Source organism: Paenisporosarcina sp. OV554 (genome assembly GCF_003058165.1).
Classification (GTDB): domain Bacteria; phylum Bacillota; class Bacilli; order Bacillales_A; family Planococcaceae; genus Paenisporosarcina.
This window is the reverse complement of record NZ_QBUC01000013.1, coordinates 1-25,766: the sequence shown is the minus strand read 5'-3', so window position 1 is coordinate 25,766 and position 25,766 is coordinate 1. Positions and strand designations below refer to the sequence as shown.

The following is a 25,766-nucleotide window of genomic DNA, read 5'->3' as shown; positions in this document are numbered from 1 at the left end:
ATCCCTCTTGTTATTGTTTCGGCTCAAGACCGACAAGACGCAGGAAGTATTCCAGCCCTTTTTTGCCAATCTTTTCTTTCGGCTGTTTATTGGCAGGTGCGTCAGGTCCCTTCGTTAAGAAATTTTTCTCAACGAAGCGAATGTCTGTCTCGTTCACCAAACCATCTTGATCGATATCTTGCTGCACGATGGATGTATCCTTCGTACCATATGCATCCACGACACTCTGGATATCGAGGATATCAATCATTTTGTCGCCATTCACATCCCCTGCAAGACTTTTCAGGCTCATTGTAATACTTTGGCCAATTAGCTCACCTTTCCCATTATGATATCCAGGAATGAACTGCCGCATTACTTTGAGATGCCCCGGAACATCGGCAACAATTGTATATTCTTGATCGCTAGCCGGTATATCACTAATCTTGTAATATCCTTTACTATCAATTGTTCCTTTATACTTTTTGCCACTTCTGGAGAGAGCATATACTTGTGCACCTATTTTTGTATAATCCCCTTTCTTCAAATATTGAGAACCTGGTTCCCCTAACACAAATGCTTCCGGCAGTATGGCTCCCGGCACCTGTGTATTTTTTGGAATTATATTAATATATTCAGTGCTGTAATAAGGAATGGCAGTGTCTGCTATTTGTCCCGATTTTTTATAAGACGCCTTGTCTACATTAAATTTAAGAGGAATTTGATAAAATTCATCGTCCGTTACTTTAAACGTTACATCGAGGAACGGTATATCTCCGTTCAGTCCTCTGAATACATTTCCTGTAATAGACGCACCGATTTTCAAATTATCGTAGCCTGTACCCTCCGTCACAATAGGCTCATGGAGTGATACCTGTAAACCTCTATCCTTTGCATACTGTTTTACCGTATTGTTCAGCTTCACATTCGCAAATTTAAAAAAGTCTTTACGGACCGATACATTAAATTCTCCAGATACAAGCTGCTTCACATTATTAAGACTGAGTGTCATCGTAACATTGTCGCCGAGTTTCAACTCTTTCTTATCAAAACTCGAAGTCGTATATTCCGTCCCTTCCTTCAGGAAGACATAGTTTTGCCTTCCAACAGTCGTTGCAATATCAGATGTTCTCAATAAAAAATCTAAAGGCTTTGTTGCAATATCACTTTCCTCGATTCCGAATTTTACATCCCCATTCGCTTGAATCGGGAAGTACCCCGTTATATATGGAGAGTTTGCGTTGTATGCCATTTTGTTGGACGATTGATCGAAGTCCAACCCTTTAGATTGTAATAGATTCACTGTCGCATCCTTAGCTGTTCCATGCAGCCACACTGCTTTTTGGCCATCTTCTACTGTGTACATCGAATCATTGATTTCGATAATACCCGGTTTAATATCCATATTCACTTCTGGTACTGTATTGTCCACGATAAGCGGATTGCTAAAAACATAAGTTCCCCCATCCTCATCATGTGCAACCAATTCTACTAGATAATCGCCTTCCGTAAGCTTCACAACAGCGTCACCGATCGGCTTGGAAGAATCATTTGTAAATGGATGGACCTTGCCGTTGAACACACCAAAAAAAGCAAATTCCACATCTGTAGGTGCTGTACTCACGTCCGCTGTTCCTATGAACCCTACTGCTTTTCCTGTTTTACTTTCTTTTACAAGCACATCTATGGTTTTCATTGGGCTATTCAACTTTACTTTGGCATTGATTGATGTATCATTAAATTGCCAGAAAGGCGTCGTATTTGTCACGGACGGTCTAGTCGTTTTGACTTGAGCAATTCCCTTTTCCGTCGCCATGACAGCAAATGGAACTTGATAGGTTTCATCTGGGTTGTTGGCATTGGTCACATGAATATACCCTTCATATCTTCCGACCGCAGCGCTGGTTGGTATCGTTATTTTTGGCTGAAGCGCTTGTACTTGGCCGCCTCCCACTGTAATCGTTGAAGGCACATCCACTGTAACACCGTTACTCTCTGCATCTTGAATCCCTGTGCGCTCACCGTGATACTCCACTTCTAGTGTAAAAGATTTTTTTTCCTGGCTGTTGTTTTGAACCGTCACCTTTTTACTTGCTTCAATGGGCTGATCATCTTTTTTATAATATCTGCCGAATACAATGGAACCTGTTTCTTCATCAATTTCTACAACTTTTCCATTCTCGATATTTTGTGTCTTATCCCATACTTTGATCGATGTATCTGCATGAACTGCTTGATAGGCATCGATTCGTCCTGAGCCCACTTCATATACGGAATTATCCCCTTGTAAATCATCTGATGTATTCATGAGTGCCAATTTCACATCGAAAGGCGTGTATTCCGGATGCTCCTGTAAAATCAATGCGGCTGTACCTGCCACATGTGGCGTAGCCATCGATGTGCCCGACATTCGCACATAGGCATTTCCGTAATTAATGCCGTCCTGCGGATCATTAATGTATTCCGGTGTCGTAGAGAAAATCGAAACACCAGGAGCAACCACATCCGGCTTGATATCGTAGTTCCCGTTTACCGGTCCACGCGAGCTGAAATCAGCCAAGTGATCGCCTTCCGTTTTAGTATTACCTAACGTTTCAAATGTGAAAGAACCTTCTTCTAACTCCTTTAACCGCTCACCATCCGCTTTTGATAGGCGGAAAGACGGGATTAAACCAACGACCTCGCCCAAGTAGCTAGGTATTTGTCCGTCGACATTGTTGAACACAATCACAGCTTTAGCCCCGGCGTTTTTGGCATTTTTGATTTTTTCATCAAAGGCTAGTTCCCCGCGCTGAATTAAGGCGATTTTTCCGCTGACGTCTTTTCCTGTAAAATCACTTGTTTTACCAAGTCCCGCAAATACAATGGGTAGAGATTGTCCTTGTAAATCTTCTAATTGGTCAGAAAAGTCTTTGCCGAGAAGTTGCAAATCTTCTAATTGGTGAGACAAGCCCTTCTTCTTATCTTCTAATTTAGGAGAAAGGTCCTCGCTGTTAAGATTTGAATCTTCTAATTGATGAGATAGGTCTTCACCGAGACGTTGCAAATTATCAAATTCATTCGTATAAACGCTTCCACTAAATGTAGGAATGGTCATGGAAACATCGCTTGCTCCTACTGAAATACCGAGAGCCGCTGTTCCTGGAGAACCAAGCGTTTTTTCGTTAGGTCCGGAGTTCCCTGCAGCAACGACGGCCACTACGCCTGAAAGCATGGCATTATTTATCGCGATAGAAGTAGCGTATAAAGGATTGTTCGTCGCGGCCCCGAGCGATAAATTAATGACGTCCATGCTATCTGTAATCGCTTGATCGATTCCAGCAAGGATTCCTGCAGTAGATCCTGAACCCCAAGGTCCCAATACTCGATAAGCATATAAATCTACTTCCGGCGCTACCCCTTTTACAGCGTAATCCACATCGTTTTTCTGTTGGGCTGCAATCGTCCCTGCGACATGTGTTCCATGATTCGTGTAATACACACGACCAGGGACTGTTGGCTTACCGGCTTTTATCCAATCCTCGTATGTTGTTTCCATCGGATCTGCATCGTTATTTACAAAATCATATCCGCCTTTATAAACATCTTTTAAGTCCGGATGATTATAGTCAATCCCTGTATCCAGCACACCGACTTTAATGCCTTTACCCTTAATATTCTCGGCATGAAGCTTGTCCACGCCAATTTGCGGAATACTATCTGCCATTTTCGGTTCAATGGCTACTTGCGTTTCTGCCTGTGGATCTACTTTTACCTCGTAGTCTTTAAAGACATGTTTAACTACGCCGGATTGCAGCAAATCTTGTACGGCCGTACCAGGCAACGTCATCGCTACCCCGTTGATGGCCTTTTTATATTCTCTTGTGATGGTGACGTCTTCCGCTTTGTATGCGGTCGAGTTCTTCTGCACTTTCAATGATTGCACATGCGCTTTAAAAGCTTTGTGAGATTGTTCCACTTTTTCATTTGCAGCAGAGGAAGATAGTTTTTTTCCTTTCGCCGCTTGTTTCATCACTTCAATTTGCACTGGTGCCTGATTGAATTCCACGATGACTTTGACTAATTCAGTGCTTTTCGCATCAATATCCGGTGAAATGGTAAAGGTTGTATTTGTTTCTAATTGCTCTAATGCCTTTCTTTGTTCTGCAGACAGGCTCGCTAAAATCTCTTCCGCATTTTCAACTGGATTCAGCTCAAACGGGCTTTTCGCCAATACGTTATATGGAGTACCTTGAGATAATAACATGCCAACCACTAACGATCCTGTCATGATTTTACTGAATTTTTTCCTCTTCATACCGCATCCCCTTGTCCTTTTGTAATTGTTTTTTTCTAGCTTAACTTATATTACAAACAAGTCTTTTAAAGAAGAATCCCTGAAACTAGTTAACTCGATTCTGTCTTACATCATCCCATATTTCTACTTTTCAGAAAATTAAACATAGGATGTAAATTTAGCAACCATTGGTTTTACTACCCGATAAAACAAAAGCACTATTCTAATCACTAGTATTCAAGCGGAATAGTAAAGTACAGGACATTTTCTTACGTTCAGTCAAGTGTTTTACCGAACTTTATTTACGCATAATTTTTATGTAAGTCGGGACGAGTAGAAATCTAACGATTTTGACGCAACCTATGTCGAAGCCCGTAACCGTGCACCATTTAAGAAAGAAAATGTGATAACGGAACTGAAAAAGAAGCCACTCATCCATTGTTTGAAAAATAGATTGCTGATCAACTAGATATACCACTATTAGAACTTCGTTCTTCTGTACCCATTCATCCTAAATGGAGGAAAAAGAATGGTGAAGAGAAGAACGTCTTCTGGTTTGGCTTCAAATGTCATCTCGCCGTCGGAACAAAAGGTCAATATATTGTTTACTCCCTATTTTCTTCAGGGCTGGAACACAACTTAAAGGTGCTCCAGTAATCATTTCGTGATCGAACACAGTGTGTTTGATCGATATCAGTTTACGTAACAGAAACAAGTGGAGCATGCGGTGAAGCGCTATATTTGGTTCTACAATAACAAACGGCTCCAGAAGATATTAAAAAACCTTAGCCCCCAAGAATACAGGGCTAAGGCTGCTTAATAATCATTTTTTTATTAATGTCTACTTGAGAGGGGTAAGTCCAACGTACAGAAACCATCTTCTTTATGTGGCCACCCTTTTAGTTCTTTTATGAACTTCCTAATGAGATTATGTTTATTGCTTCGGCTCAAGACCGATAAGACGCAGGAAGTATTCCAGCCCTTTCTTGCCAATTTTTTCTTTTGGCTGTTTATCGGCAGGTGCATCCGGTCCCTTCGTTAAGAAATTTTTCTCAACGAAGCGAATGTCTGTCTCGTTCACCACACCATCTTGATTGAGATCTTGCGGCACGATGGATGAATCCTTCATGCCATATGCATCCACGACACTCTGGATATCGAGGATATCAATCATTTTGTCGCCATTCACATCCCCTGCAAGACTCCTCTGGCCAATTCTAAGAAATTGCCCACGTAGCTCACCTTTTGCATCATGATATCCAGGAATGAACTTCTTCATCGCTTTCAGATGCCCCGGAACATCGAAAACAGCTGTATATACTTGATCGGAAGCCGGAATATCATTGATCGTGAAAGATCCATTTTTATTAATTGTTCCTTTATATTTTTTACCACTTCTGGAGAGAGCATATACTTGCGCTCCTATTTTTGAATAATCCACTTTTCTCATAGTTTCACCCTGCCCTGGATTACTTATCACAAATGCTTCCGGCGTGATGGATCCCAGCAACTGTGTATGTGTAGAAATTACTTTAAGATTCTCATTACCGTAAAAAGGAATGGCAGTGCCTGCTATTTGTCCCGATTTCTTATATGACCCCTTCTGTACTTTAAATCCAGGAACAATATCGTAAACTTCATCATTCATTACTTTAAACGTTACATCGAGGAACGGCATATCTCCGTTCAGTCCTTTAAATGCATTTCCAGTAATGGAAGCACCGATGTTCAAACTATTAAGGAATCTACCTTCTTCCGTCACAACCGGCTTATGGAGTGATACCTGTAAGCCTTTTTCATTTCCATATTGTTTGACTGCCTTGTTCAGCTTCACATTCGTATACGTGAAGAAGTCTTTGTCGAACTCTACATTAAATTCTCCGGAAACAAGCTGTTTCACATTATTAAGGCTGAGTGTCATCGTAAAGTTATCGCCGACTTTCAACTCTTTCTTGTCATAACTGGTAGTCGTATATTCGGTTCCTTCTTTCAAGAAGACATACTTTTGCATATTATCTACCGTGGCAATATCCCACGTTCTCAACCACAAATTTAAAGGTTGTGTTGCAATATCACCTTCCTCAACTCCCAATTTTACATCACCATTTGACTGAATCGGGAAGGTCCCGGCTATCCATGGAGAGTTTGCATAGTAAGCCATAGTGTTGGACGATTGATTGACGTCCACCCCTTTAGATTGTAATAGATTCACTGTCGCATCCTTCGCTGTTCCATGCAGCCACACTGCTTTTTTGCCATCTTCTACTGTGTACATAGAATCATTGATCTCGATTACACCCGGTTTTATATTCATGTTCACTTCTGGTACTGTATTGTCCACGATAAGCGGATTGTCTACCACATATGATCCACCTTCCTCATCGTGTGCAATCATTTCCAGTATATAATCGCCTTCTGGAAGCTTCACAGGAAGATCACTGATTGGCTTGGAAGAATCATTTGTAAATGGAAAGACCGTACCGTTGAACACACCAAGAAGAAAAGTTTCTGCATCTAATTGTAATTTACTCGTGTTCGCTGTTCCTATGAACCCTACAGCTTTTCCTGTTTTACTGTCTTTTACAAGCACATCGATGGTTTTCATTGGGCTATTTAACTTCATGATGCCATGGATCACTGTGTCATTATGTTCCCAGAAAGGCGTTGTATTTGTCACGGATGGTCTAGTCGTTTTCAGATAAGCAAATCCTTTTTCCGTCACCATGACAGCAAATGGAATTTGATAGGTTTCGGCCGGATTGTTGGCATTGGTCACATGGATATATCCTTCATATCTGCCTTCCGCAGCGCTGGCTGGTATCGTCATTTTTGGCTGAAGCGCTTGTATTTGGCCGCCTCCCACTGTAATCGATAAAGGCACATCCACTGTAACACCGTTACTCACTGCATCTTGAATCCCTTTACGCTCACCGTGATACTCCACTTCTAGTGTAAAAGATTTTTCTTCCTGGCTGTTGTTTTGAACCGTCACTTTTTTACTTGCTTCAATGGGTTGATCATCTTTTTTATAATGTTTGCCGAATACAATGGAACCTGTTTCTTCATCAATTTCTATGACGTTTCCATTCTCGATATTTTGTGTCTTATCCCATACTTTGATGGATGTATCTGTATGAACCGCTTGATAGGCATCGATTCGTCCTGCGCCCACTTCGTATACAGAATTATTCCCTTTTAAATCATCCGAAGTATTCATGAGTGCCAATTTTACATCGAAAGGAGTATATTCAGGATGCTCCTGCAAAATCAATGCTGCTGCACCTGCCACGTGTGGCGTAGCCATCGATGTGCCCGACATTCGCACATAGGCATTTCCGTAATTAATGCCGTCCTGCGGATCGTTGATGAATTCCGGTGTTGTAGAGAATATAGACACACCTGGAGCGACTACATCCGGCTTGATATCGTAGTTCCCGTTTACCGGTCCACGTGAGCTGAAATCAGCCAAGTGATCGCCTTCTGTTTTTGTATTGCTCAACGTTTCGAATTTGAAAGATACTTCCCCTAGCCCCTTTAACCGTTCGCCATCTGCTTTTGACACGCGGAAAGATGGAATGAAACCTACACCCTCACCTAAATAAGCAGATATTTGTCCGTCTACATTGTTATACACGATAACAGCTTTTGCTCCAGCATTTTTGGCGTTTTTGATTTTTTCATCAAACGCAATTTCCCCGCGCTGAATCAACGCAATTTTCCCGCTGACATCTTTTCCGGTAAAATCAGTTGCTTTACCAAGTCCCGCAAATACAATTGGTAAGGATTGTCCTTGTAAATCTTCTAATTGGTCAGAAAAGTCTTTGCCTAGTAGCTGCATATTTTCAAATTTCTCGGCGGAAGCGCTTCCACTAAATGTAGGAATGGTCATGGAAACATCGCTTGCCCCTACTGAAATACCGAGAGCCGCTGTTCCTGGAGAACCAAGCGTTTTTTCGTTCGGTCCGGCGTTACCTGCAGCAACGACGGTCACCACACCTGAAAGCATGGCATTATTTACTGCGACAGAAGTGGCGTATAAAGGATTGTTCGTCGCGGCGCCGAGCGACATATTGATGACGTCCATGCCATCTGTAATCGCTTGATCGATTCCAGCAAGGATTCCCGCTGTATCTCCTCCACCCCAAACTCCCAATACTCGATAAGCATATAAATCTACTTCCGGTGCTACCCCTTTCACAGCATAATCCACACCGTTTTTCTGTTGGGCTGCAATTGTCCCTGCGACATGTGTTCCATGGTTTGTATAATACACTAAACCAGGATATGTTGGCTTGCCAGCATTAATCCAATCCTCGTAGGTTGTTTCCATCGGATCTGCATCATCATCTACAAAATCATATCCACCCTTATAAACATCTTTTAAGTCTGGATGATTGTAGTCAATCCCTGTATCCAGCACACCGACTTTAATGCCTTTACCCTTAATATTCTCGGCATGCAGCTTGTCCACGCCAATTTGCGGAATACTGTCTGCCATTTTAGGATCGATGGCTACTTTCGTTTTTACCGGCGTTTCCACTTTTACCTCGTAATCTTTAAAGATACGATTAACTACTCCGGATTGCAGTAAATCTTGTACGGCTATACCAGGCAACGTCATCGCTACACCGTTAATGGCGTTTTTATACTCTCTTGTGATGTTTACATCTTCCACTTTGTAATTAGTGACGTTGTTCTGTGATTTTAAAGATTGCACATGCGCTTTAAAATCTTTATGAGCTTTTTCCACTTTCTCATTCGCATCAGCAGAAGATAGTTTCTTTCCTTTCGCTGCTTGTTTCATCACTTCAATTTTCGCTGGTGCCTGTTCAAATTCGACGATGACTTTGACTAATTCAGTGCTATTTTCATCAATATCTGGTGAAATGGTAAAGGTTGTATTTGTTTCTAATTGCTCTAATGCCTTTCTTTGTTCCGTAGTCAGGTTCTTTAGAATTTCTTCCGCATGATCAACCGATTTCAGCTCAAACGGGCTTTTCGCCAATACGTTATATGGAGCACCTTGAGATAATAACATGCCAACAGCTAGCGTTCCTGTAAGAATCTTACTGATTTTTTCCCTCTTCATACCGCATCCCCTTGTCCTTTTGTAATTGTTTTTTCTCTCTTAACTTATATTTTTTACAACCAAGTCTTTTAAAGAAGAACCCAAGAAACTAGTTAACTCGATTCCGTCTTTCATCATCCCATATTTCCACTTTTCTGAAAATTAAACATAGGATGTAAATGTTGCTGTTATTGGTTCTATACCAGTATAAAACAAAAGCACTACTCCACGACTTTTTATTTAATCATTCATCTTTTGCGTATAAAAATGGCACCATGCATCGGGCATGAAAAACCCCAAGTGAATCATTCTCACTTGGGGCGCAATCGGTTTATTGTTGGAGAACCGTTACTTGTTTAGGCGTTGTTGTTACTTTAAAACCGTCTTTTGTCTCGACATCAATTGATATAGAATACGTTCCATTTTGAAGGTCCGTATTAGGTAGCCATTGTGTTTTCAGTGAATGTTCATTTTCCACTTTAAACGAATCGACTATCTTTCCACTTGCATCTTTAACATTAATCGTCCAGTCTACTCTGGCATAAGCCCAGGCACTAACTTTTGCAGGTTTGCTTTTGTTAATATTTGCAGTCGGAGTTATACTGACCGTTTGAACGGCCATAGTATCTTTAATATAGCTCGGATCTCCCCAAACTTTGTAGGATTGATTTCCTGCATAATCAATGGCTAGAATAATAATACTTTTCGGTTCTGTATTAACTAAGAAAGATTTTTGCTCAAGACTTAGTGAATGAACTTGTCCATTCACCCATACAACAGCAGAATTAAAGTCACTTGCATTGTCTTGCGGATTGAAGGAAATTTCATATTTTTCGTTCTTTGGCGTTACTGTAATATTTGAAACGGTCGGAGCGACAGAATCTATCGTAATTGGCATTTTAACAATCTGTGGTTTTGCGTTTGAATAATCTAATGTTGTTTTGACAACATATTGGTAAACACCATCAGGCACATATTGTCCGGATGAGTCTTTCATATCCCATTTATATCCGCCATACTTTGTATCCCCATATGACATTATATTTTTTCTGAATTTCCATGGAGTACCAGTATATTCACTAAAATCGCCTAAATTTTTAATGAGATTTCCAGATTGATCTTCAACATACATTTCAACTTTTTCTAAATTACGTAATGCTTGGAATGACGGAAAGATTCCATCATTAATATAGTTTGGTGAGAAGGCAATATGGTTAAGAGAGAAAGTATCAGAATATGGGTTATATCCTAATGGATATCTTTCTGCACTTTCATCCCAAAGTGCCGTATATCCTACAAATGCATCCTTCTCCCATGCAGGTGCGTCGATATTTCGTGGTTCATCCCATTTTCCATAGAAGCCCATATAAGGGACAGTTAAAGGCACTGCTTTATCTTGGTCCTTGGCTACTGGAACTAGACGAACAAATCCTTCTACAAAACTATTTTTCTTTAAGGAATCTGGTAAATTCACACTAACAGTTAGCATTTTTGTTTGACCTGGTTTAATTTTAACTAATACTCCAGTTTTATCTGTTACTACATTATCATTTACAGTGACAGTCGCACCATTAATACGTTCACTAGTTAATGTTAAATACTCTTTTGAATCCAATTGCCCATCACTATCTAAATCGAATTCCTTCATTTCAGTCTTATCTTTCAATAGATCTACATAAACATTGTATTCAATATCATCACTATTATTTTTACCCTTAGGAAGGTCGAAAGCTTCCAAGTTTAATTTAAAACTTGTATTTTGACCTATTTTCTTTAAAGCAACCGATCCTGCTTGTTCTAAAGACGTGTCTTTTCTTGTTACAATGGCAGGTGTGTTAATGGCATGTTGAATTTTCATTAAACCAGACCCTTGTACACGTGGTGAATATGGAACTTCACCGTTCGTTTTTGGATCCATAACCACATTAGCTGTATTCATTAAAGCAATTTTTGCCTTTAAAACAGTATCTTCTGAATGTGTTAATCCTTTTTGATAAAGTGCCTGTAATAACAATGCAGAACCGCCTGCAACATGTGGCGTTGCCATGGATGTTCCACTCATCATTTCATAGTCATTTCCTGGTACAGTCGAATAAATATTTCCACCAGGAGCAGAAATCTCAGGTTTAAAATCTAATGTACTAGGTGAACCAATAGATGAAAAATGGGACATTGTGTCTTTCGCTGGGTTATCTACTGAAGTATCGCTTGATAATTTCATACTTAGATATTGGCCAATTGGTAGATTATTCATTTTTTCCAGTAATGCTTCACCTACAGCTTTACTTGTTGAAGCCGTTGGTGTTGCAGTTGGGGTTACTGGTAGAGCAGTATAATCATTCCATACTGCAGGTGGTATCATAATAATAGCCTTTGCTCCTGCACTCTTTGCAGTAAACTGAATAGATGAAACAGTACTATATGGATTTAATAGTTTAACTACCGCAATGTAGTCCGTTTTTCCTTTTGGATAATTAGTTGCTTTACTTCCTTCCCCTACGTATACCAAATCATAAGGTACATCTGGTGAAAGAACCTTAGAGACTTTAAAATTATAGGCTGCAGGGAATTGTGTTTGATTTCGGAACGGCAGTGAAAAACCATCTGCTGTAGTTAGTGTATTCAAATGATATTTAGTATTTTCATAGGAAGCAACCGATAGAGCATATGGACTTACACCCGGTGCACCAACTGTTCCGATATCAGGATTTTCTGCATATGGTCTTAATGAAGACATGATGATATTATTTTTCGTACTATAAGCTGAATTACCAGCTGCCACGACAACAAGGGTACCTTGTTCAGTCGCAACTCGGATAGCTTTTTGAATCGGATCAAATACTTCATCTACATAACCTGCATCAACACCTAGACTCATGTTGATTACATCTGCACCCATAGTGATGGCATGCTCAATACCAGCAATAATATCATCTTCATAGGCTCCGCCACCATTATCTGAAAATACTTTCTCAGCTAATAGCTGCACACCTGGTGCAATTCCTTCGACTCCACCCTTCGTTTCGTCTCCACCTGCCCCAATAGTACCAGCTACGTGTGTACCATGTGGACTACCTTTTACACCTCTAGGAATGACATCGGTATCGTTATCTGCCCAATCATAGCCTGTTGGAACTTTATCAGAATACCAAATTTCGTTTGCGGCTGTCTCTGCCATTTTTTGATTCATTTTATCTTGAGTCCATTTTTCTTTTACTTTTGCATCAGCAGATAGTTTCATATCATTGTGCGAATGATCAATTCCTGAATCAACGACCGCGACTACTAAACCTTCACCTTTATATCCGTATTGTTCCCATACTTTTTGAGCTTGTACTAATTCTTTACTTGCACCCATGGTTTCCTGGAATGTTCTAGCAATATGTACATTCGTAACCCCTGGAATAGATTTGATTTCTTTCATATCTTGGAACTCTGTTTCGACACTGAATCCGTTAAACCCTTCATAATAACGGTGTTTTACTTTAGTCGGTGAATTTGATTTTGAAGATTTCGTGTTAGCGATTTGATCGATTACTTTGTCTTGCTTTTGCTTCATTAATGTTTTTTTATTTTTAGATGTGTTGTCTGTATTGTCCACATCTGTTGGTTGTTCTACTTCTACAATTAGACGAACAATATCATTTGGATTATAGGCTTTATTCGAACCTTCTTTTTTAATGTCTTTATTATATAAATCATTACTTCCAGGCTCTAACTTGTCATTATCAAAAAATAAATTTCCTCCTTGTTCCTCAATTTCTTCAACCATTTGCGACTTAGCTTGCGTAACATCACCTTCTGCAGAAACGGTAAGTGATGAAAATAATAAGGAAGTCATCGCTGCTGTGGTCATGACTTTCCATGCCTTCATTTTTCTTTTTTTCATGAACCTATCTCCTTTTCCTAATAAAATAATAAATAGATGAAACTAGTAAATTTCAAATCTATCTTTATTATTTCACTTTTTCACTTTTCTGAAAATTAACCAAAAGGTATAATTGCTACAGCTTTTGGTTCTATACCAACATAAAACAAAAGAACTATCCGCACCTTGTCTAGGCGCAGGATAGTTCTTTAAGAAAAAGGAACAAGTTGATTTTGAACGGCATAAATGACTGCTTGTGTACGGCTTTTCACATTCAGCTTTTTGAAAATCTTATTGATGTGAATTTTAACTGTCTTGTCACTGATAAATAGGACTTCAGCAATTTCTTTATTGCTAAGACCTTTGACCAATTCAAACAGTACTTCTTTTTCACGCTCTGATAGCACATTTTCGTTACGTTCTGAGTTTTTTTGATGATACGTTATCAACTTTTGGGTCATGCGAGGATGAATAACCGAATCCCCTTGTGATACCTTTCGAATAGCTTCTACCACTTGTTCAGATGACGAATCCTTCAATAAATAGCCATCTGCACCCGCCCGAAGTGCTTCCATTAAGTATTCATCATGTTCAAACATCGTTAATATAAGAACGCGGCAATTCGGATACTGACTTTTCACGAGGGACGTGACCTCAATGCCATTTTTTCCAGGGAGATTGATGTCCATCAATATAAAATCAGGTCTATACTCCTCTACTTTCTTCAATACCTCCTCCCCGGAAACGGCTTCTCCTACGACTCGGATATCGGATTCGAGATCCAATATGCTCCGAAGTCCATCACGCAAGACAGCATGATCATCCACTAGTAATATTTGAATCATGATACTCATCCCCCGTTTCTGAATCTGGAATTGACAATGTAATTTCTGTACCTTTTCCTACTGAACTATCAATCTGAAGGGTAGCTCCCAGCTGTTCAGCTTGTTCATTTATATACAAAATGCCATAATGAGGCTCATGTTTCGATTTAATCATGGCTTCAAAAAGGGAAAAGCCAACCCCGTTATCCTTCACCTTTAAAAGTGTATGTTCACGTTGATAGCTTAGGAGAATGTCAACCTTGTCCGCTTTTGCATGTTTTACAATGTTCTGCAAGCTTTCCTGTAAAGTATCAAAAATAACTCGTTCTTTTGAAAAACTGAGTGTACGAGAACGGCCTCTTTCATGATAAGTAATGGCCAGATCATATTCTTGTTTTATAGATTCAATTTTATTAGCAATTGCTTGTTTTAGCCCTAGCCTTTGGGTAGGATATGGCTTTAAAGCATAGATAGAATACCGAACTTCACTTAAACTATTCCGTAATTTTTTTATGCTTTTGTCTACCACTTGCTGCATGTTTCCTGATTGATCTTCGGATTTCTTCTGAGCTGATTCCAGCTGAAATATGACCCCAGCTAAAACTTGTGCAATTCCATCGTGGATTTCACGGGCTAGTCGATTTCTTTCTTCCAAAATAACTCTCTTTTCCTGTTCGGAGACGAGCGACCGTGTTTTAAGCAAGCTACCCAAATGATTGGCAAACGTAGCTAAAGACTGTATATCTTCGGTAATAAAACTTGCCCCCCTGCTTTTGCCTGCAACAAACATTCCAACCAACTCATTATTGACTTTAAGAGGTAAGTAGACGAGGGAGCGTATGACATCTTCAAATACTTCATCTCCTGGAGCCATACCCGTCTTCCAATCAGTAACAACAAAGGTTTGGGCTATCTCCTCAAAATTCGGATGCAGATCAAACGAACTTGAAATATTGGAATGTACTTTTCCATCCATTAACAGAATCTGCCAGTTCCCTTCATCTTTTGCCCATAAAGCATATGCTTGTATTCCCAAGAATCCTTTAAGTGATTGTTTCATCTGATGTAAGTTTCCGGCAGATAGCCCCTGACTCAACTCCGTCGTAATAGAAAAAAGTTTATATAATCGTTCTTTTTCAATCCGTATTTGCCGGGAGAAAGAACTAATGATGCAAATGGCTACAAGCGGGAAAAAGAAGAACAGAACAGTAATTCCATCCATCTCTCCGCGATATCGATGTTCTAAGATATATATAAGAAAGGCGTAGAATAAACAAAAACTTGCACTCAAAAATACTAACATATTTTTCTTGTGCCATTGTTCTCGCGTGTATGGCTGAGGAAGAAGCACCATTAAAAGATCGAAAAAAAGGGTGTTGATAGAGCAAAAGAATACGGTAAATAAAAGCAAGCTTATTAATTCTTCAGATAAAACAGGCAGGTTCATCTCCGTAATAAAAAAAGAAATACATTGTTTGGACAACCATTCTGCTAGAATGATACTTAAAGCAAATTGAGTAGTATTAAATAGTGTTCTTTGCATGGGTAAACGGCGAATGGACTGGGTAAATACCATTACACACACACAAGCAATGACAGTTATATGTATCCCAAACTCCCAAATCATTGGGTAAATGAGCGTAAGGCTGAGCGTGATTCCTCCTCTCCCAATGCGGATAGGAAAATACTCAATAATCCCCATAAACACCGCTAACAGCAAAAGGATTATTAATTCAGAAGGCATTTCACTTTTAAATAGGGAACTTATAACAGCAATCATACCAAGAAAAGAAATAGAATAAAGATAAAAACTCACTATTTTTTCTCTCATAGAAATAGAGTCTATCTTTTTCAAAACGATCCCTTCCTTTATCTCAAAGAAATATAAGATTACTATTATTATGCATCAAAAAACCGGCACTGGCAAAATGAAGAAATTCCCCACTAGTCAATCACCGGCTGTGCTCCAAGACACAGTACTAGTATAAAGCTTAAATCTTCATTTGCCTGTTCATCAAATGTTATAATTTTAACCGCACTTTTTCACTAGACACTATAGTACAAAAGATATATGTTGATTCCCGTCACATGCCATCAAGAGTTCTGGATCTGTTCTACTTTTGTCTATTTCAGCGAAAAATCCATACTTTTGAATTTCTTTTCTTACTTTCTCTAAATACTCGGGTTCAACGATTCTAAAGTACCCCATCCTGATAACTACTCTGGCCATGGGACAATATTTATCATGAATCCGGCTAATCCCAATTCGGCTGGGTTCCTTGTGATAACGTTACTCCTTTTTTATAATATTCGTTTTTCGTTTCTTTAGGAACCATACTTCCACCGGTAGCCCACATGATATGTGTAGCATTTTTCATTTTATCTGTTAAGTTATGATTTTGTATGTATTCTTTTCCTTCTTTTTCAGTCCATAACTTTACCGGCCCTATTACACCGGCTAATGCGGAAGGCTCCAGGTGAATATTTTCTGTATCGACCAATGCGCTTAATAGTTTAAATAATTCATTATCGCTTACCGTATAACTTCCGCTTAATAAAGGCTCCATGGTTTGACCAACGAATCCTGATGGTCTTCCTACCGCAAGGCCGTCTGCTGATGTGATGTTGTCAATTCCAAAATCTTGTACAGAGACTTTATCATGCAGACCTGTTACTAGCCCAAGTAACATACATGGAGAATGTGTAGGCTCTGCAAAGAAGCAATGTACTCGATGTTGATACATTAGTTTTAAACCAAAAGCCACTCCTCCCGGCCCACCGCCCACTCCGCATGGAAGGTAAACAAATAGTGGATGGTTTTCATCTACAGTTACATTTAAATCTTCTAATTGTTTTTTTAGTCTAATTGCTGCCACTGCATATCCTAAAAACAAATCGCGAGAGTTCTCGTCATCAATGAAGTGGCAATTCGGATCACTATCAGCCTGTTTGCGCCCCTCTTCGACCGCTTTGCTGTAATCTTCCTTATATTCAATCACCGTTACTCCTTTGCTTTTAAGGAGATCTTTCTTCCATTTCTTTGCATCCGCAGACATATGGACCGATACTTTAAAACCTAATTTGGCACTCATTATGCCTATACTTAACCCTAAATTGCCTGTAGATCCGACGGCAATGGAGTAATCGGAAAAGAAGTTTCTAAATTTATCGCTATCAAGGATCGAATAATCATCCTCTACTGATAATAAACCATATTGAATCGCCAACGTTTCTGCGTGTTTCAACACTTCGTAAATGCCGCCGCGTGCTTTAATGGAACCTGAAATGGGAAGGTGGCTGTCACATTTCAACAAAAATGTCCCTTCTAATGGATGCTCATAGGTGTGTGATAACTGTTGATGCATCGCCGGGATGGGTACAATCGGAGATTCAATGATTCCGTTTAGGTTTCTTGTTTCAGGAAAAACCTTAGCAATGTAAGGAGCAAAACGCTTGAGCCTTTCCTCAGCATCTTTTACATCTTTATCATTAAGCGGAAGTTTCTTACCCTCTGTTTGAAATGGTTCATATTTAGGATTTGACCAAAACACTTCCTTTGTAGCAACTAACTCGTTTATTAAAGGATATTCTTTTATCCAATCTTGAATAGTTTTCATCTCTCTTCTCCTCCTAAGGTTCGTACCTTTTTCTGCATCTAGCTTATCGCCATTTAAAACCCTGATATTAATGTCCAGAAGTCATTTTAATACCTACTGCCCCTGTAATTATACACATAATCAATAGGGTTAATCTTAAACTTCTAGGTTCATTAAAGAATATCATTCCTGCTAAAACACTTCCAACTGTGCCGATAGCGGTCCATATTGCATAATGAAGGAATCAGAATAAGTAATACAAAGAAAAAGGCGTTATTTCGTTCGATTTCGAACGAAATGACGCCTTTTAAAGTTAAATCACACTTACAAAATTAAAAACGTAAGTTTTTCAGTGGCCTCGTAAAAGGCAGCCGGTTCTTCAACTAACGCACATGTTTGTTTAAGTGATTTCATTCACAATATTCCAGTGAAAAATTGAAATTCTTGTTTATTACTACCTCACAAAAAATCCTATAATCACTGCAATAATTAAGATAATTCCACCCAAAAATTGTCCTATTCCTGAAGCTTCTCCCATTAACAGTAAATTGAATAAGTTTTTGTTTTTTTGATTTTTTCCAAATAAGCCATCATCTGTTCTCATACGATAAATACCCCAAACTACTAAAACTATCCCTAAAATAAATCCTATAATATACATTTAAATTCCTCCGTTGTTTATGTTATATGTGCATCTTTATGAAATGTATTATTTGTCATCCTCATCAAAAATAAAAGTTTCTTCAATTGATAAATTAAAAACTGAAGCTATTTTATATGCAAGTAGTACAGATGGATTATACTTTTGTTTTTCCAATGAGATGATTGTTCTAGAAGATACACTTACTTTATCAGCTAATTCTTGTTGCGTTATTCCATATTCTATTCGCAATTCTTTTACTCTATTTTTCATAAATCCTCCGAATTAAAGGACAAGATTGTAATACTTTCTAGACCCAATTTCAATAATTATTAATGATACTAAGACAACAAATAATGCAGTATTTGTTGGGATAACGACAAAATTAGTTATAAACATAAGAATAAAAATTTCGCACATCAGAATATGCAAGGAAAAGTGAGCAACTTTCCCATCAATTAAAGCATCTCTTTCGTCATACTCCTTCGATAATTCCTTTTCTAGTGATTTATTCTTACGGGAAGTAATGTAAGAAATTGTTGAGTACAACAAAATTATTCCACCTATGAATACTATGATATAGCCAAAATTAAAGCTTAGTGATGTATCGAGAATTATTTGAATGATTCCCAATATAATTATCACAGTTGAGACTAAAAAACGCTGTATGAATAGATTTTTCAATCATACCTCTCCTAACCAACTTATTCTCCTTTAGTGAAGTTAACTTCACGTGAAGTTGATTTCATGTTAATCTATTTCAAAAAAAAGTCAATAGTAAATAATGGTGCTAGAAGTAACGAAATATTTCATCATTTGAATAATTTTAGTTTTAATAGTGTTCAACTAACCTGCCCCGATAGTTCCATTAGAAAAAGGCTGCCGCAGCAACCCCTGTTATTGAAGTAAAGCACCTGTTAGTTGATTAATAATCAGAAGCGATGATAGCGTTTAAAGTTTGTTCTAATCCGATAATATAACTTGGATCCATTAAAAATCCCAATTCAAATTTTATTTTAATCAATCGTTTATTTGCTTGTATCTATTTTAATCTATTTTTTTCCAATTACAAATGTACTCGAAAATCCTCAGAGTAAATGTTCCGCTAAACATCGATTCACTTACTCAAATGGCTTGTATCACGTATACATCATAGGTTGACATAATATAGGAAATGCCCGATGTTAATATAGAAAAAGACAAATGATCTTCAACTAACATATTGCTTAACTTCAATAAGAAGGAATTCTTTAAAACCGAAGGCGAGACAACGTCAATGGTTTCATAAGTAATGAACTAAATAGTACGACTGCCACTACGAATAAAATTAGATAAAGGTAAGGATTTGAAATCAAATTCATCCAATGGAAGGTCGCCTTATGAGCAAATATAACTTTTGCATATTTTTCCTTTTTCACTTCAACAGCAATAGCTGTATCTGTTGATATACCACTTATCTCAAAATACTGTGTTCCTTTGGATAGAAGCAAAAATAGACCGAATTTCCGCCTTACCGTAGGAAAATTTGGTATTTTTATTCCAAAAATTGTATTATCGTAAGTTTTACGTCAAAATATTGGCTTTACATCAGTCCCTATATAAAGAAAACGAGTTCCGCTTTCGAACGTAAAAGTTAAATAAACAACATGGCCATGTCGGGCTCTTTTATAATGAAGGAATAATAATTGAAAAACATGTTCCCTTCCCTTTTTCACTTTTTATTTCTATATCCCCGTTTAATTCTTTAATAATACCATATGCAATCATAGTGCCGAGCCCAGTCCCCTCCTCTTTTAATGAATAAAACGGCATGGCGATCCGCTTTATCTCATTAGGAGACATTCCAATGCCTGAATCGATAATCTCAATCACAATACTATTCTTTCCCTTTTTCACATTAATTCGTAGCATCCCACCATTAGCCATGGCTTCAATCCCATTTTTTATTATGTTAATTAAACACTGTTTTATTTTATCGGCATTTGCATTTATAGAAAGTGAGTCATTAATACTGCTTTTGATTTCAATATTATGTAAGCTTGCTAGCGGTGAAATGTTATTTATTACTTGATTGACAATTAGCCTAATATCTAACGAGTCTTTTGTAACATTATTTTGTGGTTTTCCTAATGATAAATAATCGTCAATAATAAGCTGTGCCCTTTCTAACTCCTGCAGCGTGACTTGTAAATACTCATCCTTATGTGTTTCCGAGATTTCATTTTTATGAAACAACTGAATAAATCCATATATAGTAGTTAGTGGATTTCGAATCTCGTGAGCAAAAGAGGCGGCCAATTCACTTATCACATAAAATTTTTCTGCCCTTTGAATTTTTTCTTTCATTTTAAACTTTTCAATCATTCCTTCAATTAAATAAATAGATAATAATCCCGTAAGGATATTGATTACTATAAAACTGCATAAAAATTGCATACGAACAGAGCCGGCCGTTCCATCTATCTTTATTTCGTTCATTATAGCAAAAACAGAAAAAGAACTAGTGCAAATAAGAATTAGCAGTGTGCCGAAGAATTTTCTCCTTTTCTCTAAATCAGCTGGTCGAACAAAATAAAATATTACAATAATAGAACCGAACAAAATAACCATAATAATAACTGATGGGAAAAAGCCGTTTCCTCCTAAGCAAAAACGGTAAGAAAGATAAACAAAGGTGACAAAAATAAAGCTTCTTAAACCGCCATATAGAAAGGCTAAAATGATAGGAATAAGCCGAAAATCATAAATATATCCCAAATGAAAACTGAAGGGGAACGTCATACAAAGAATAGTAGAAATTGATGAAAGAAAGGAAATTAATACATTATTACGCACTTTATTTCCATCTTTATCTAACCAAAATATTTGATAGCAAAAAATACAAAGGATAATAATGAATGCATTTAATAACAGTGTATGTATCCACATACTCTACTCCCCTCCTTTCTATTAATATACATGTCTATCAAGTATAATAAACGAAATATTATTATGATTATACATGATTTATCCAGAAGAAAAGTTTGAATATTACGAAATTTTTAATAAATTTTATTAAAAATTTTGAAAGGAGGAAATAAATACATAAATCCGTTATTGTTTCAAGCGATAGCAGTTGGAACAGAAGAACTTTTCACCCCCCCTCTCTCAAAAGGTACGTTGTGAGGGGGGTGATTTTATGGTTGGGGATATTACTGACATCTTTTGTTTTGTTAATCATCTATTTTATATTTTATCTACACAAAAATGGAGAGATAACTATTTTACAGAAATTTATCCCGCTTGTCTTACAGGAGTAGCGTCATGGAAATGCGGAAAATAAGAATTTATCCTTATCCATTTAATTAATAAAAATGAATGTTGGCATTGGAGGATTTTTTGTACTACTGTTAGATAATACTGAAAACTTAAATGGAGGTTAAATTGTGGAGAAAACACAATTTTTATACCAACTCAAATTAATTCCCGCGCTATTAGATGAAAGTAATTGGACGGATAAAGAAAATAACATCGTCCAACACCATTTTGAGGTGTTACAAAATTTGCAACAAGAAGGCACACTGATTCTTGGATCCATCAGGATTTGGAATTGTTATTTTGGAAGTAAATTCAGAAGAAGAAGCAATTACGTTAATGGAAAACGATCCGGCAGTTAAAGAAGGCATTATGACAGCAACATTATTCCCATATCGAGTTGCTTTAATAAAAAATTAATTCAAAATTTTTTCTACCTTCATACCACATAAAAAACCCTTTTTTAAGCCATACTTTTCAAGAACAAAATACTTTGGAAAGAAGGCGAACAAATGGGTAGAGACAATCACAATTCATCTAGCAACAACAAAAATTCATTGCCACAAACACCAAAAACGATGAAAACGTCTCCTGAAAAAGCAAGACAAGAGTTTTCTCGGGAATTCACGGATTTAATCAATAAAAACGTAAATGGCAAAGCATCAAACCAACGTAATAAAAACAACAAGAAGTAAACAAGCTTTAACCATTGGAGTGAAGACTTTTGAGCCTCAATCGTGAAAAAGAACTCTTTTCCGATCCTAGCAATATTATTGTCAGTGTTAACGGAGTTCAAGTATTTCTTGATAATAAATTTGAGGATCAAGCTTTAAATGAAGACCCACCTCGTCAATCATTCGAAGAGAATCTCAAAAAACCCACTTCATAAAAATTTTAAAAAATAAAACAGCCACCTTTTTCGTCTAGGTGGCTGTTTTATTTACAATAATCGTTCCATCTGCAAATCCAACGGTTCTTTATGCATTTATTTCACTTGCTAAGGTACAACCCATTTGTTTATAAAGGCGTTGCGTTTCAACAGATGGATGAGCAGCTATGTACAATTTTTCAGCACCTAATAATTTGGCTTTTTCACAACAAACTTCAAATAATTTTTCCCTATCCCTCTTCCTCGCAAATCATAGGAGACGTGAATATATGGGAGTTCGACATACACATTGTGTTTGCCAAACCGTGTGCTTTCCACGTTAGCAAATGCAATTAAATCCGTTTGATAATAAACGCCAATCCCAGTCGTCGATAAAAATTCGGTTTTCCTTCAAAACAGAAGGTGAGCATTAGTATCTTTTGCAGACAAAATAAGCCAGATAAACACCTAACGATTAGGTCCTATCTCCGACATGGCAATACATTGTCGAATTGGTTTTTTAGTATATTTTGCTTCCAGGGGATTTCAGGCTTCTTTTTTAAATTGGTTTTTGCGTAACGCATATATAACTACTAACAAAAGAGGTAAAAATAATCCTATTAATAATGAATATGAAACAAGCGTTGTACTGTCCCAATTTTTTTGGTAGATAACGTTTGGATAAATCACAAGAGAAAGGGCAATGGTAATCATGCCTAACGGTATAGTTAAGGGACGATAATCTTTTAAATTTAAAATTTGTGCAATCCCTAAAACGGAAGCGTAAAAATAAAGGGTCACCTTAAAGTAGAGCGCAATGATCCAAAGGGTGGCCATTAACGCCTCGATACGCTGTACAAAATCCCCGACATTTATCCTTTTAGCCAATTCATAGCCAGGATATATCTGTCTTGTAGTATTCTCAGCACCTAATACCGCAACACACAAAAATGTAATGATGATGATGACGATTCCACCTATTAAGTTTCCAATTAAAAAGGATTTTTTACCTTGTTTAGTTCTGTTTATAAATGCAGGAAAAATCATTAACAAAATAACAGCATTGACAGAAGAATAAACGACAAAATTCAGGGATGATTGAATGATTTTTTTTGTACCAGCCTCATACACAGGCTGTATGTTTTCAAACTTGATTTCTGGTGAAATAAACACCACTAAAATGAGAAATAGGAAGAAGAAAACAACAATTAAGATTTCGGCCGACCTAGCGATTGTCTCTAACCCAAGACGGACACCCATCACGATAATCATTCCCATAAGTATATTAAGCGCTACCATTGGAGTACTTGGCAGCATATGGATATTTAGAAAAGTTCCAGAATGAGCTAGAAGAGTAGAGGTATAAAGAAAAGAAATCGACACAAATAAAAGAGAAAATATTGTCCCTATCCATTTCCCAAAGAGTTTATTATTGATTTCAATAAAAGTGAGATGAGGAAACCATTGCGCTATCGTGCAAAAAAGCCAAATGATTAATAACCCAATCCCCGTCCCGAATATAGCGGCAATCCAAGCGTCTTGCTTCGCATTTTGGGCTAAGCCTGATGGTACAAGCAAGATGCTCGAACCAATGGTAAATAAGGTGACTAGAACTAGAAATTGGTACGAATTTATTTTTACATCCTTCATCATTTCATATCATATCTTCCTCTCCACACCACTAGAACTCCCGGGTACCCGTCACTGACTTGGCAATGCATTGTCGAATTGGCTTTTAGCATATTTTGTTCCTAGGGATTTCAAGCTTTTTTTTTTATTGTTTTTTTTCGTATGGCATATACGACTACCAGCAAAAGAGGTAAAAAAAGTCCGTATGACAATGATAAGGAATTACCCGTTGTACCGTCCCAATATTGTTGGTAGATGACGTTAGGATAAATCACAAGAGAAAGGACAACAGCAAACATGCCTAAGGGGAATGTTAAAGGGCGGTAATCTTTCAAATTTAGAATTTGTGCAATACCTAAAACGGAAGCGTAAAAATAAAGTACCGTCTTAAAGTAGAGCGCAATAATCCAAAGTGCGGCCATTAACCCCTCGATACGCTGTACAAAATCCCCAACATTTATCCTTTTAGCCAATTCATAGCTAGGATAAGACTGTCTTGCAGTGTTCTCAGGACCTAATACAGAAACAGTCAAAAATGTAATAATAATAATGATGATTCCACCTATTATGTTTCCGAATAAAAAGGATTTTTTACCTTGTTTCACTTTGTTAATAAAGGAAGGAAAAATCATTAATAAAATAACGGCATTAACTGAAGATACTACGAAATAAAATAAGGATGATTGAACGATCTTTTTTGTACCCACCTCAAATACAGGCTGTATGTTTTCAAACTTGATTTCAGGTGAAATAAACAACACTAAAATGAGAAAAAGGACGAAGAAAACGGCAATTAAGATTTCTGCAGAACGAGCGATGGTTTCCAATCCAAGACGGACTCCCATCACCACTACCCCCGCCATAAGAATATTTAGGACTACCATTGGAGTACTTGGCAGCGCATGGATGTTTAGGAATGTTCCACAATAAAACAAAAGTTCTGAAGTATAAAGTAAAGTCGTGAGTACAAAGAAAACAGAAAAGGCTTTACCTATCCATTTTCCAAATACTTTTTCATTGATTTGGATAATGGTGAGGTGAGGGAACCAAAGAGCTATAGTGATGAATAGCCATATGAACAATAACCCGATTCCCGTACCAATTATAGCGGCAATCCAAGCGTCTTGTTTCGCGTCGGCCGCTAATACTGATGGTACAGTTAAGAGACTTGTACCAATCGTAAAAAAAATAACTAAAATTAGAAATTGGTACGAGTTTATTTTAACGTCTTGCATCATTTCATATCATACCTTCCGCTCCACACTGTTCTTTTACTTTAACAAATGAGCAATAACATCATTAAGAGGTTTAAACACAAAAGTGAGTAAATCTAGTGGAGTTGGAATAGATTTTCCAAATCCTAGTGTAATACTACTCAATCCTACGGCAATAGCAAGAAGAATAGCAAACACAAGTAACTCTTTTTTATACTTTTTTTCCAATAGGGGTGGAACTTCAATCCACAGAATGGTAGCCGCAATCAGGAGTATTCCTATACATTTCAACATAATTATTTAACTTCCTTTACATCTTTTAGGAAGGAATTACCTACCGTACCCGTATGCTGAAGTTTCACGTCAACTTTAACATTCGCTGTCAACTCAGAAAATCCTTCATCCCTCCACTGCCCTTTAATCTTTTTCCATTCTTTCGGATTGGATCGATGAATGGCTTCACCAAATCCAAATATGTCTGATTCATATTGTTTTTGTACCGATTCAATG

19 protein-coding genes and 1 pseudogene are annotated in these 25,766 nt (G+C 37.6%); 5 read left to right on the top strand and 15 right to left on the bottom strand.

Features of this window, described 5'->3' with window-relative positions; all coding sequences use genetic code 11:
- Positions 1-10: 10 nt before the first annotated feature.
- The gene (locus C8K15_RS12150; protein ID WP_108586671.1) at positions 11-4,276 is read right to left on the bottom strand and encodes a S8 family serine peptidase; all 4,266 of its coding nucleotides are present in this window, start codon (positions 4,274-4,276) and stop codon (positions 11-13) included.
- A gap of 393 nt (positions 4,277-4,669) precedes the next feature.
- Between C8K15_RS12150 and C8K15_RS20820 the strand changes: the two are divergent.
- Both C8K15_RS20820 and C8K15_RS21415 read left to right on the top strand, forming a co-directional pair.
- Positions 4,670-4,882, top strand: a pseudogene (locus tag C8K15_RS20820) (IS5/IS1182 family transposase); the annotation flags it as partial.
- A gap of 88 nt (positions 4,883-4,970) precedes the next feature.
- Positions 4,971-5,075: an IS3 family transposase gene (locus C8K15_RS21415; protein ID WP_108586670.1), complete on the top strand. Its 105-nt coding sequence runs from the start codon at positions 4,971-4,973 to the stop codon at positions 5,073-5,075.
- A gap of 114 nt (positions 5,076-5,189) precedes the next feature.
- Here the strand turns inward: C8K15_RS21415 and C8K15_RS12140 are convergent, their stop codons facing one another.
- The 10 genes from C8K15_RS12140 to C8K15_RS12085 all read right to left on the bottom strand — a co-directional run bounded on the left by C8K15_RS12140 (position 5,190) and on the right by C8K15_RS12085 (position 21,179).
- Positions 5,190-9,344: a S8 family serine peptidase gene (locus C8K15_RS12140; RefSeq protein ID WP_108586669.1), complete on the bottom strand. Its 4,155-nt coding sequence runs from the start codon at positions 9,342-9,344 to the stop codon at positions 5,190-5,192.
- 310 nt (positions 9,345-9,654) lie between these two features.
- A complete protein-coding gene (locus C8K15_RS12135) occupies positions 9,655-13,212 on the bottom strand; it encodes a S8 family serine peptidase (protein ID WP_108586668.1) in 3,558 nt (1,185 codons plus the stop codon).
- Positions 13,213-13,400: 188 nt separating this feature from the next.
- Entirely contained in the window at positions 13,401-14,036 is a 636-nt protein-coding gene (locus C8K15_RS12130) for a response regulator (protein ID WP_108586667.1), read from the bottom strand.
- Positions 14,011-15,870, bottom strand: coding sequence for a GAF domain-containing sensor histidine kinase (locus C8K15_RS12125; protein ID WP_108586666.1), 1,860 nt, complete (start codon positions 15,868-15,870; stop codon positions 14,011-14,013). The genes C8K15_RS12130 and C8K15_RS12125 overlap by 26 nt, the downstream gene beginning before the upstream one ends.
- Positions 15,871-16,270: 400 nt before the next feature.
- Complete coding sequence (locus tag C8K15_RS12115; protein ID WP_108586665.1) at positions 16,271-17,632, bottom strand: D-serine ammonia-lyase; 1,362 nt, start codon at positions 17,630-17,632, stop codon at positions 16,271-16,273.
- Between the two features lie 67 nt (positions 17,633-17,699).
- Complete coding sequence (locus C8K15_RS12110) at positions 17,700-17,840, bottom strand: DMT family transporter (RefSeq protein ID WP_108586664.1); 141 nt, start codon at positions 17,838-17,840, stop codon at positions 17,700-17,702.
- A gap of 225 nt (positions 17,841-18,065) precedes the next feature.
- Complete coding sequence (locus tag C8K15_RS12105) at positions 18,066-18,272, bottom strand: hypothetical protein (RefSeq protein ID WP_108586663.1); 207 nt, start codon at positions 18,270-18,272, stop codon at positions 18,066-18,068.
- Positions 18,273-18,320: 48 nt separating this feature from the next.
- Positions 18,321-18,524, bottom strand: coding sequence for a helix-turn-helix transcriptional regulator (locus C8K15_RS12100; RefSeq protein WP_063235833.1), 204 nt, complete (start codon positions 18,522-18,524; stop codon positions 18,321-18,323).
- A gap of 12 nt (positions 18,525-18,536) precedes the next feature.
- Positions 18,537-18,935 carry a hypothetical protein gene (locus C8K15_RS12095; protein ID WP_108586662.1) on the bottom strand — a complete coding sequence of 133 codons (399 nt, stop codon included), beginning with the start codon at positions 18,933-18,935 and terminating at the stop codon, positions 18,537-18,539.
- Positions 18,936-19,916: 981 nt separating this feature from the next.
- Complete coding sequence (locus C8K15_RS12085; RefSeq protein ID WP_108586660.1) at positions 19,917-21,179, bottom strand: ATP-binding protein; 1,263 nt, start codon at positions 21,177-21,179, stop codon at positions 19,917-19,919.
- Between the two features lie 639 nt (positions 21,180-21,818).
- Here C8K15_RS12085 and C8K15_RS20815 point away from each other — a divergent pair.
- The 3 genes from C8K15_RS20815 (at position 21,819) to C8K15_RS20605 (ending at position 22,434) form a co-directional block, all read left to right on the top strand.
- Positions 21,819-21,965, top strand: a complete 147-nt coding sequence (locus C8K15_RS20815) for a YciI family protein (RefSeq protein ID WP_233260471.1) — start codon at positions 21,819-21,821, stop codon at positions 21,963-21,965.
- A gap of 92 nt (positions 21,966-22,057) precedes the next feature.
- Positions 22,058-22,240, top strand: coding sequence for a YfhD family protein (locus C8K15_RS12075; RefSeq protein ID WP_108586659.1), 183 nt, complete (start codon positions 22,058-22,060; stop codon positions 22,238-22,240).
- Between the two features lie 29 nt (positions 22,241-22,269).
- Positions 22,270-22,434 (top strand): hypothetical protein, encoded by a 165-nt coding sequence (locus C8K15_RS20605; protein WP_199224110.1) that lies wholly within the window; start codon positions 22,270-22,272, stop codon positions 22,432-22,434.
- A 525-nt stretch (positions 22,435-22,959) separates the two neighbouring features.
- Here C8K15_RS20605 and C8K15_RS12070 read toward each other — a convergent pair.
- From C8K15_RS12070 to C8K15_RS12055, 4 genes are all read right to left on the bottom strand, one after another.
- Entirely contained in the window at positions 22,960-24,063 is a 1,104-nt protein-coding gene (locus tag C8K15_RS12070; RefSeq protein WP_233260470.1) for a GerAB/ArcD/ProY family transporter, read from the bottom strand.
- A gap of 110 nt (positions 24,064-24,173) precedes the next feature.
- A complete protein-coding gene (locus C8K15_RS12065) occupies positions 24,174-25,280 on the bottom strand; it encodes a GerAB/ArcD/ProY family transporter (RefSeq protein WP_108586657.1) in 1,107 nt (368 codons plus the stop codon).
- Between the two features lie 33 nt (positions 25,281-25,313).
- On the bottom strand, positions 25,314-25,550 hold the full coding sequence (locus tag C8K15_RS12060) for a hypothetical protein (RefSeq protein WP_108586656.1): 237 nt from the start codon (positions 25,548-25,550) through the stop codon (positions 25,314-25,316).
- Positions 25,551-25,552: 2 nt separating this feature from the next.
- On the bottom strand, positions 25,553-25,766 hold a 214-nt coding region (locus tag C8K15_RS12055; RefSeq protein WP_199224109.1), incomplete at its 5' end, for a Ger(x)C family spore germination C-terminal domain-containing protein.

Coding starts and splice junctions, on each gene's coding strand:
- C8K15_RS12100 (WP_063235833.1), bottom strand. CDS start 18,524: ATGAAAAATAGAGTAAAAGAATTGCGAATAGAATATGGAATAACGCAA.
- C8K15_RS12065 (WP_108586657.1), bottom strand. CDS start 25,280: ATGATGCAAGACGTTAAAATAAACTCGTACCAATTTCTAATTTTAGTT.
- C8K15_RS12070 (WP_233260470.1), bottom strand. CDS start 24,063: ATGAAGGATGTAAAAATAAATTCGTACCAATTTCTAGTTCTAGTCACC.
- C8K15_RS12150 (WP_108586671.1), bottom strand. CDS start 4,276: ATGAAGAGGAAAAAATTCAGTAAAATCATGACAGGATCGTTAGTGGTT.
- C8K15_RS12115 (WP_108586665.1), bottom strand. CDS start 17,632: ATGAAAACTATTCAAGATTGGATAAAAGAATATCCTTTAATAAACGAG.
- C8K15_RS12135 (WP_108586668.1), bottom strand. CDS start 13,212: ATGAAAAAAAGAAAAATGAAGGCATGGAAAGTCATGACCACAGCAGCG.
- C8K15_RS12085 (WP_108586660.1), bottom strand. CDS start 21,179: ATGTGGATACATACACTGTTATTAAATGCATTCATTATTATCCTTTGT.
- C8K15_RS12060 (WP_108586656.1), bottom strand. CDS start 25,550: ATGTTGAAATGTATAGGAATACTCCTGATTGCGGCTACCATTCTGTGG.
- C8K15_RS12140 (WP_108586669.1), bottom strand. CDS start 9,344: ATGAAGAGGGAAAAAATCAGTAAGATTCTTACAGGAACGCTAGCTGTT.
- C8K15_RS12105 (WP_108586663.1), bottom strand. CDS start 18,272: ATGTATATTATAGGATTTATTTTAGGGATAGTTTTAGTAGTTTGGGGT.
- C8K15_RS12075 (WP_108586659.1), top strand. CDS start 22,058: ATGGGTAGAGACAATCACAATTCATCTAGCAACAACAAAAATTCATTG.
- C8K15_RS12130 (WP_108586667.1), bottom strand. CDS start 14,036: ATGATTCAAATATTACTAGTGGATGATCATGCTGTCTTGCGTGATGGA.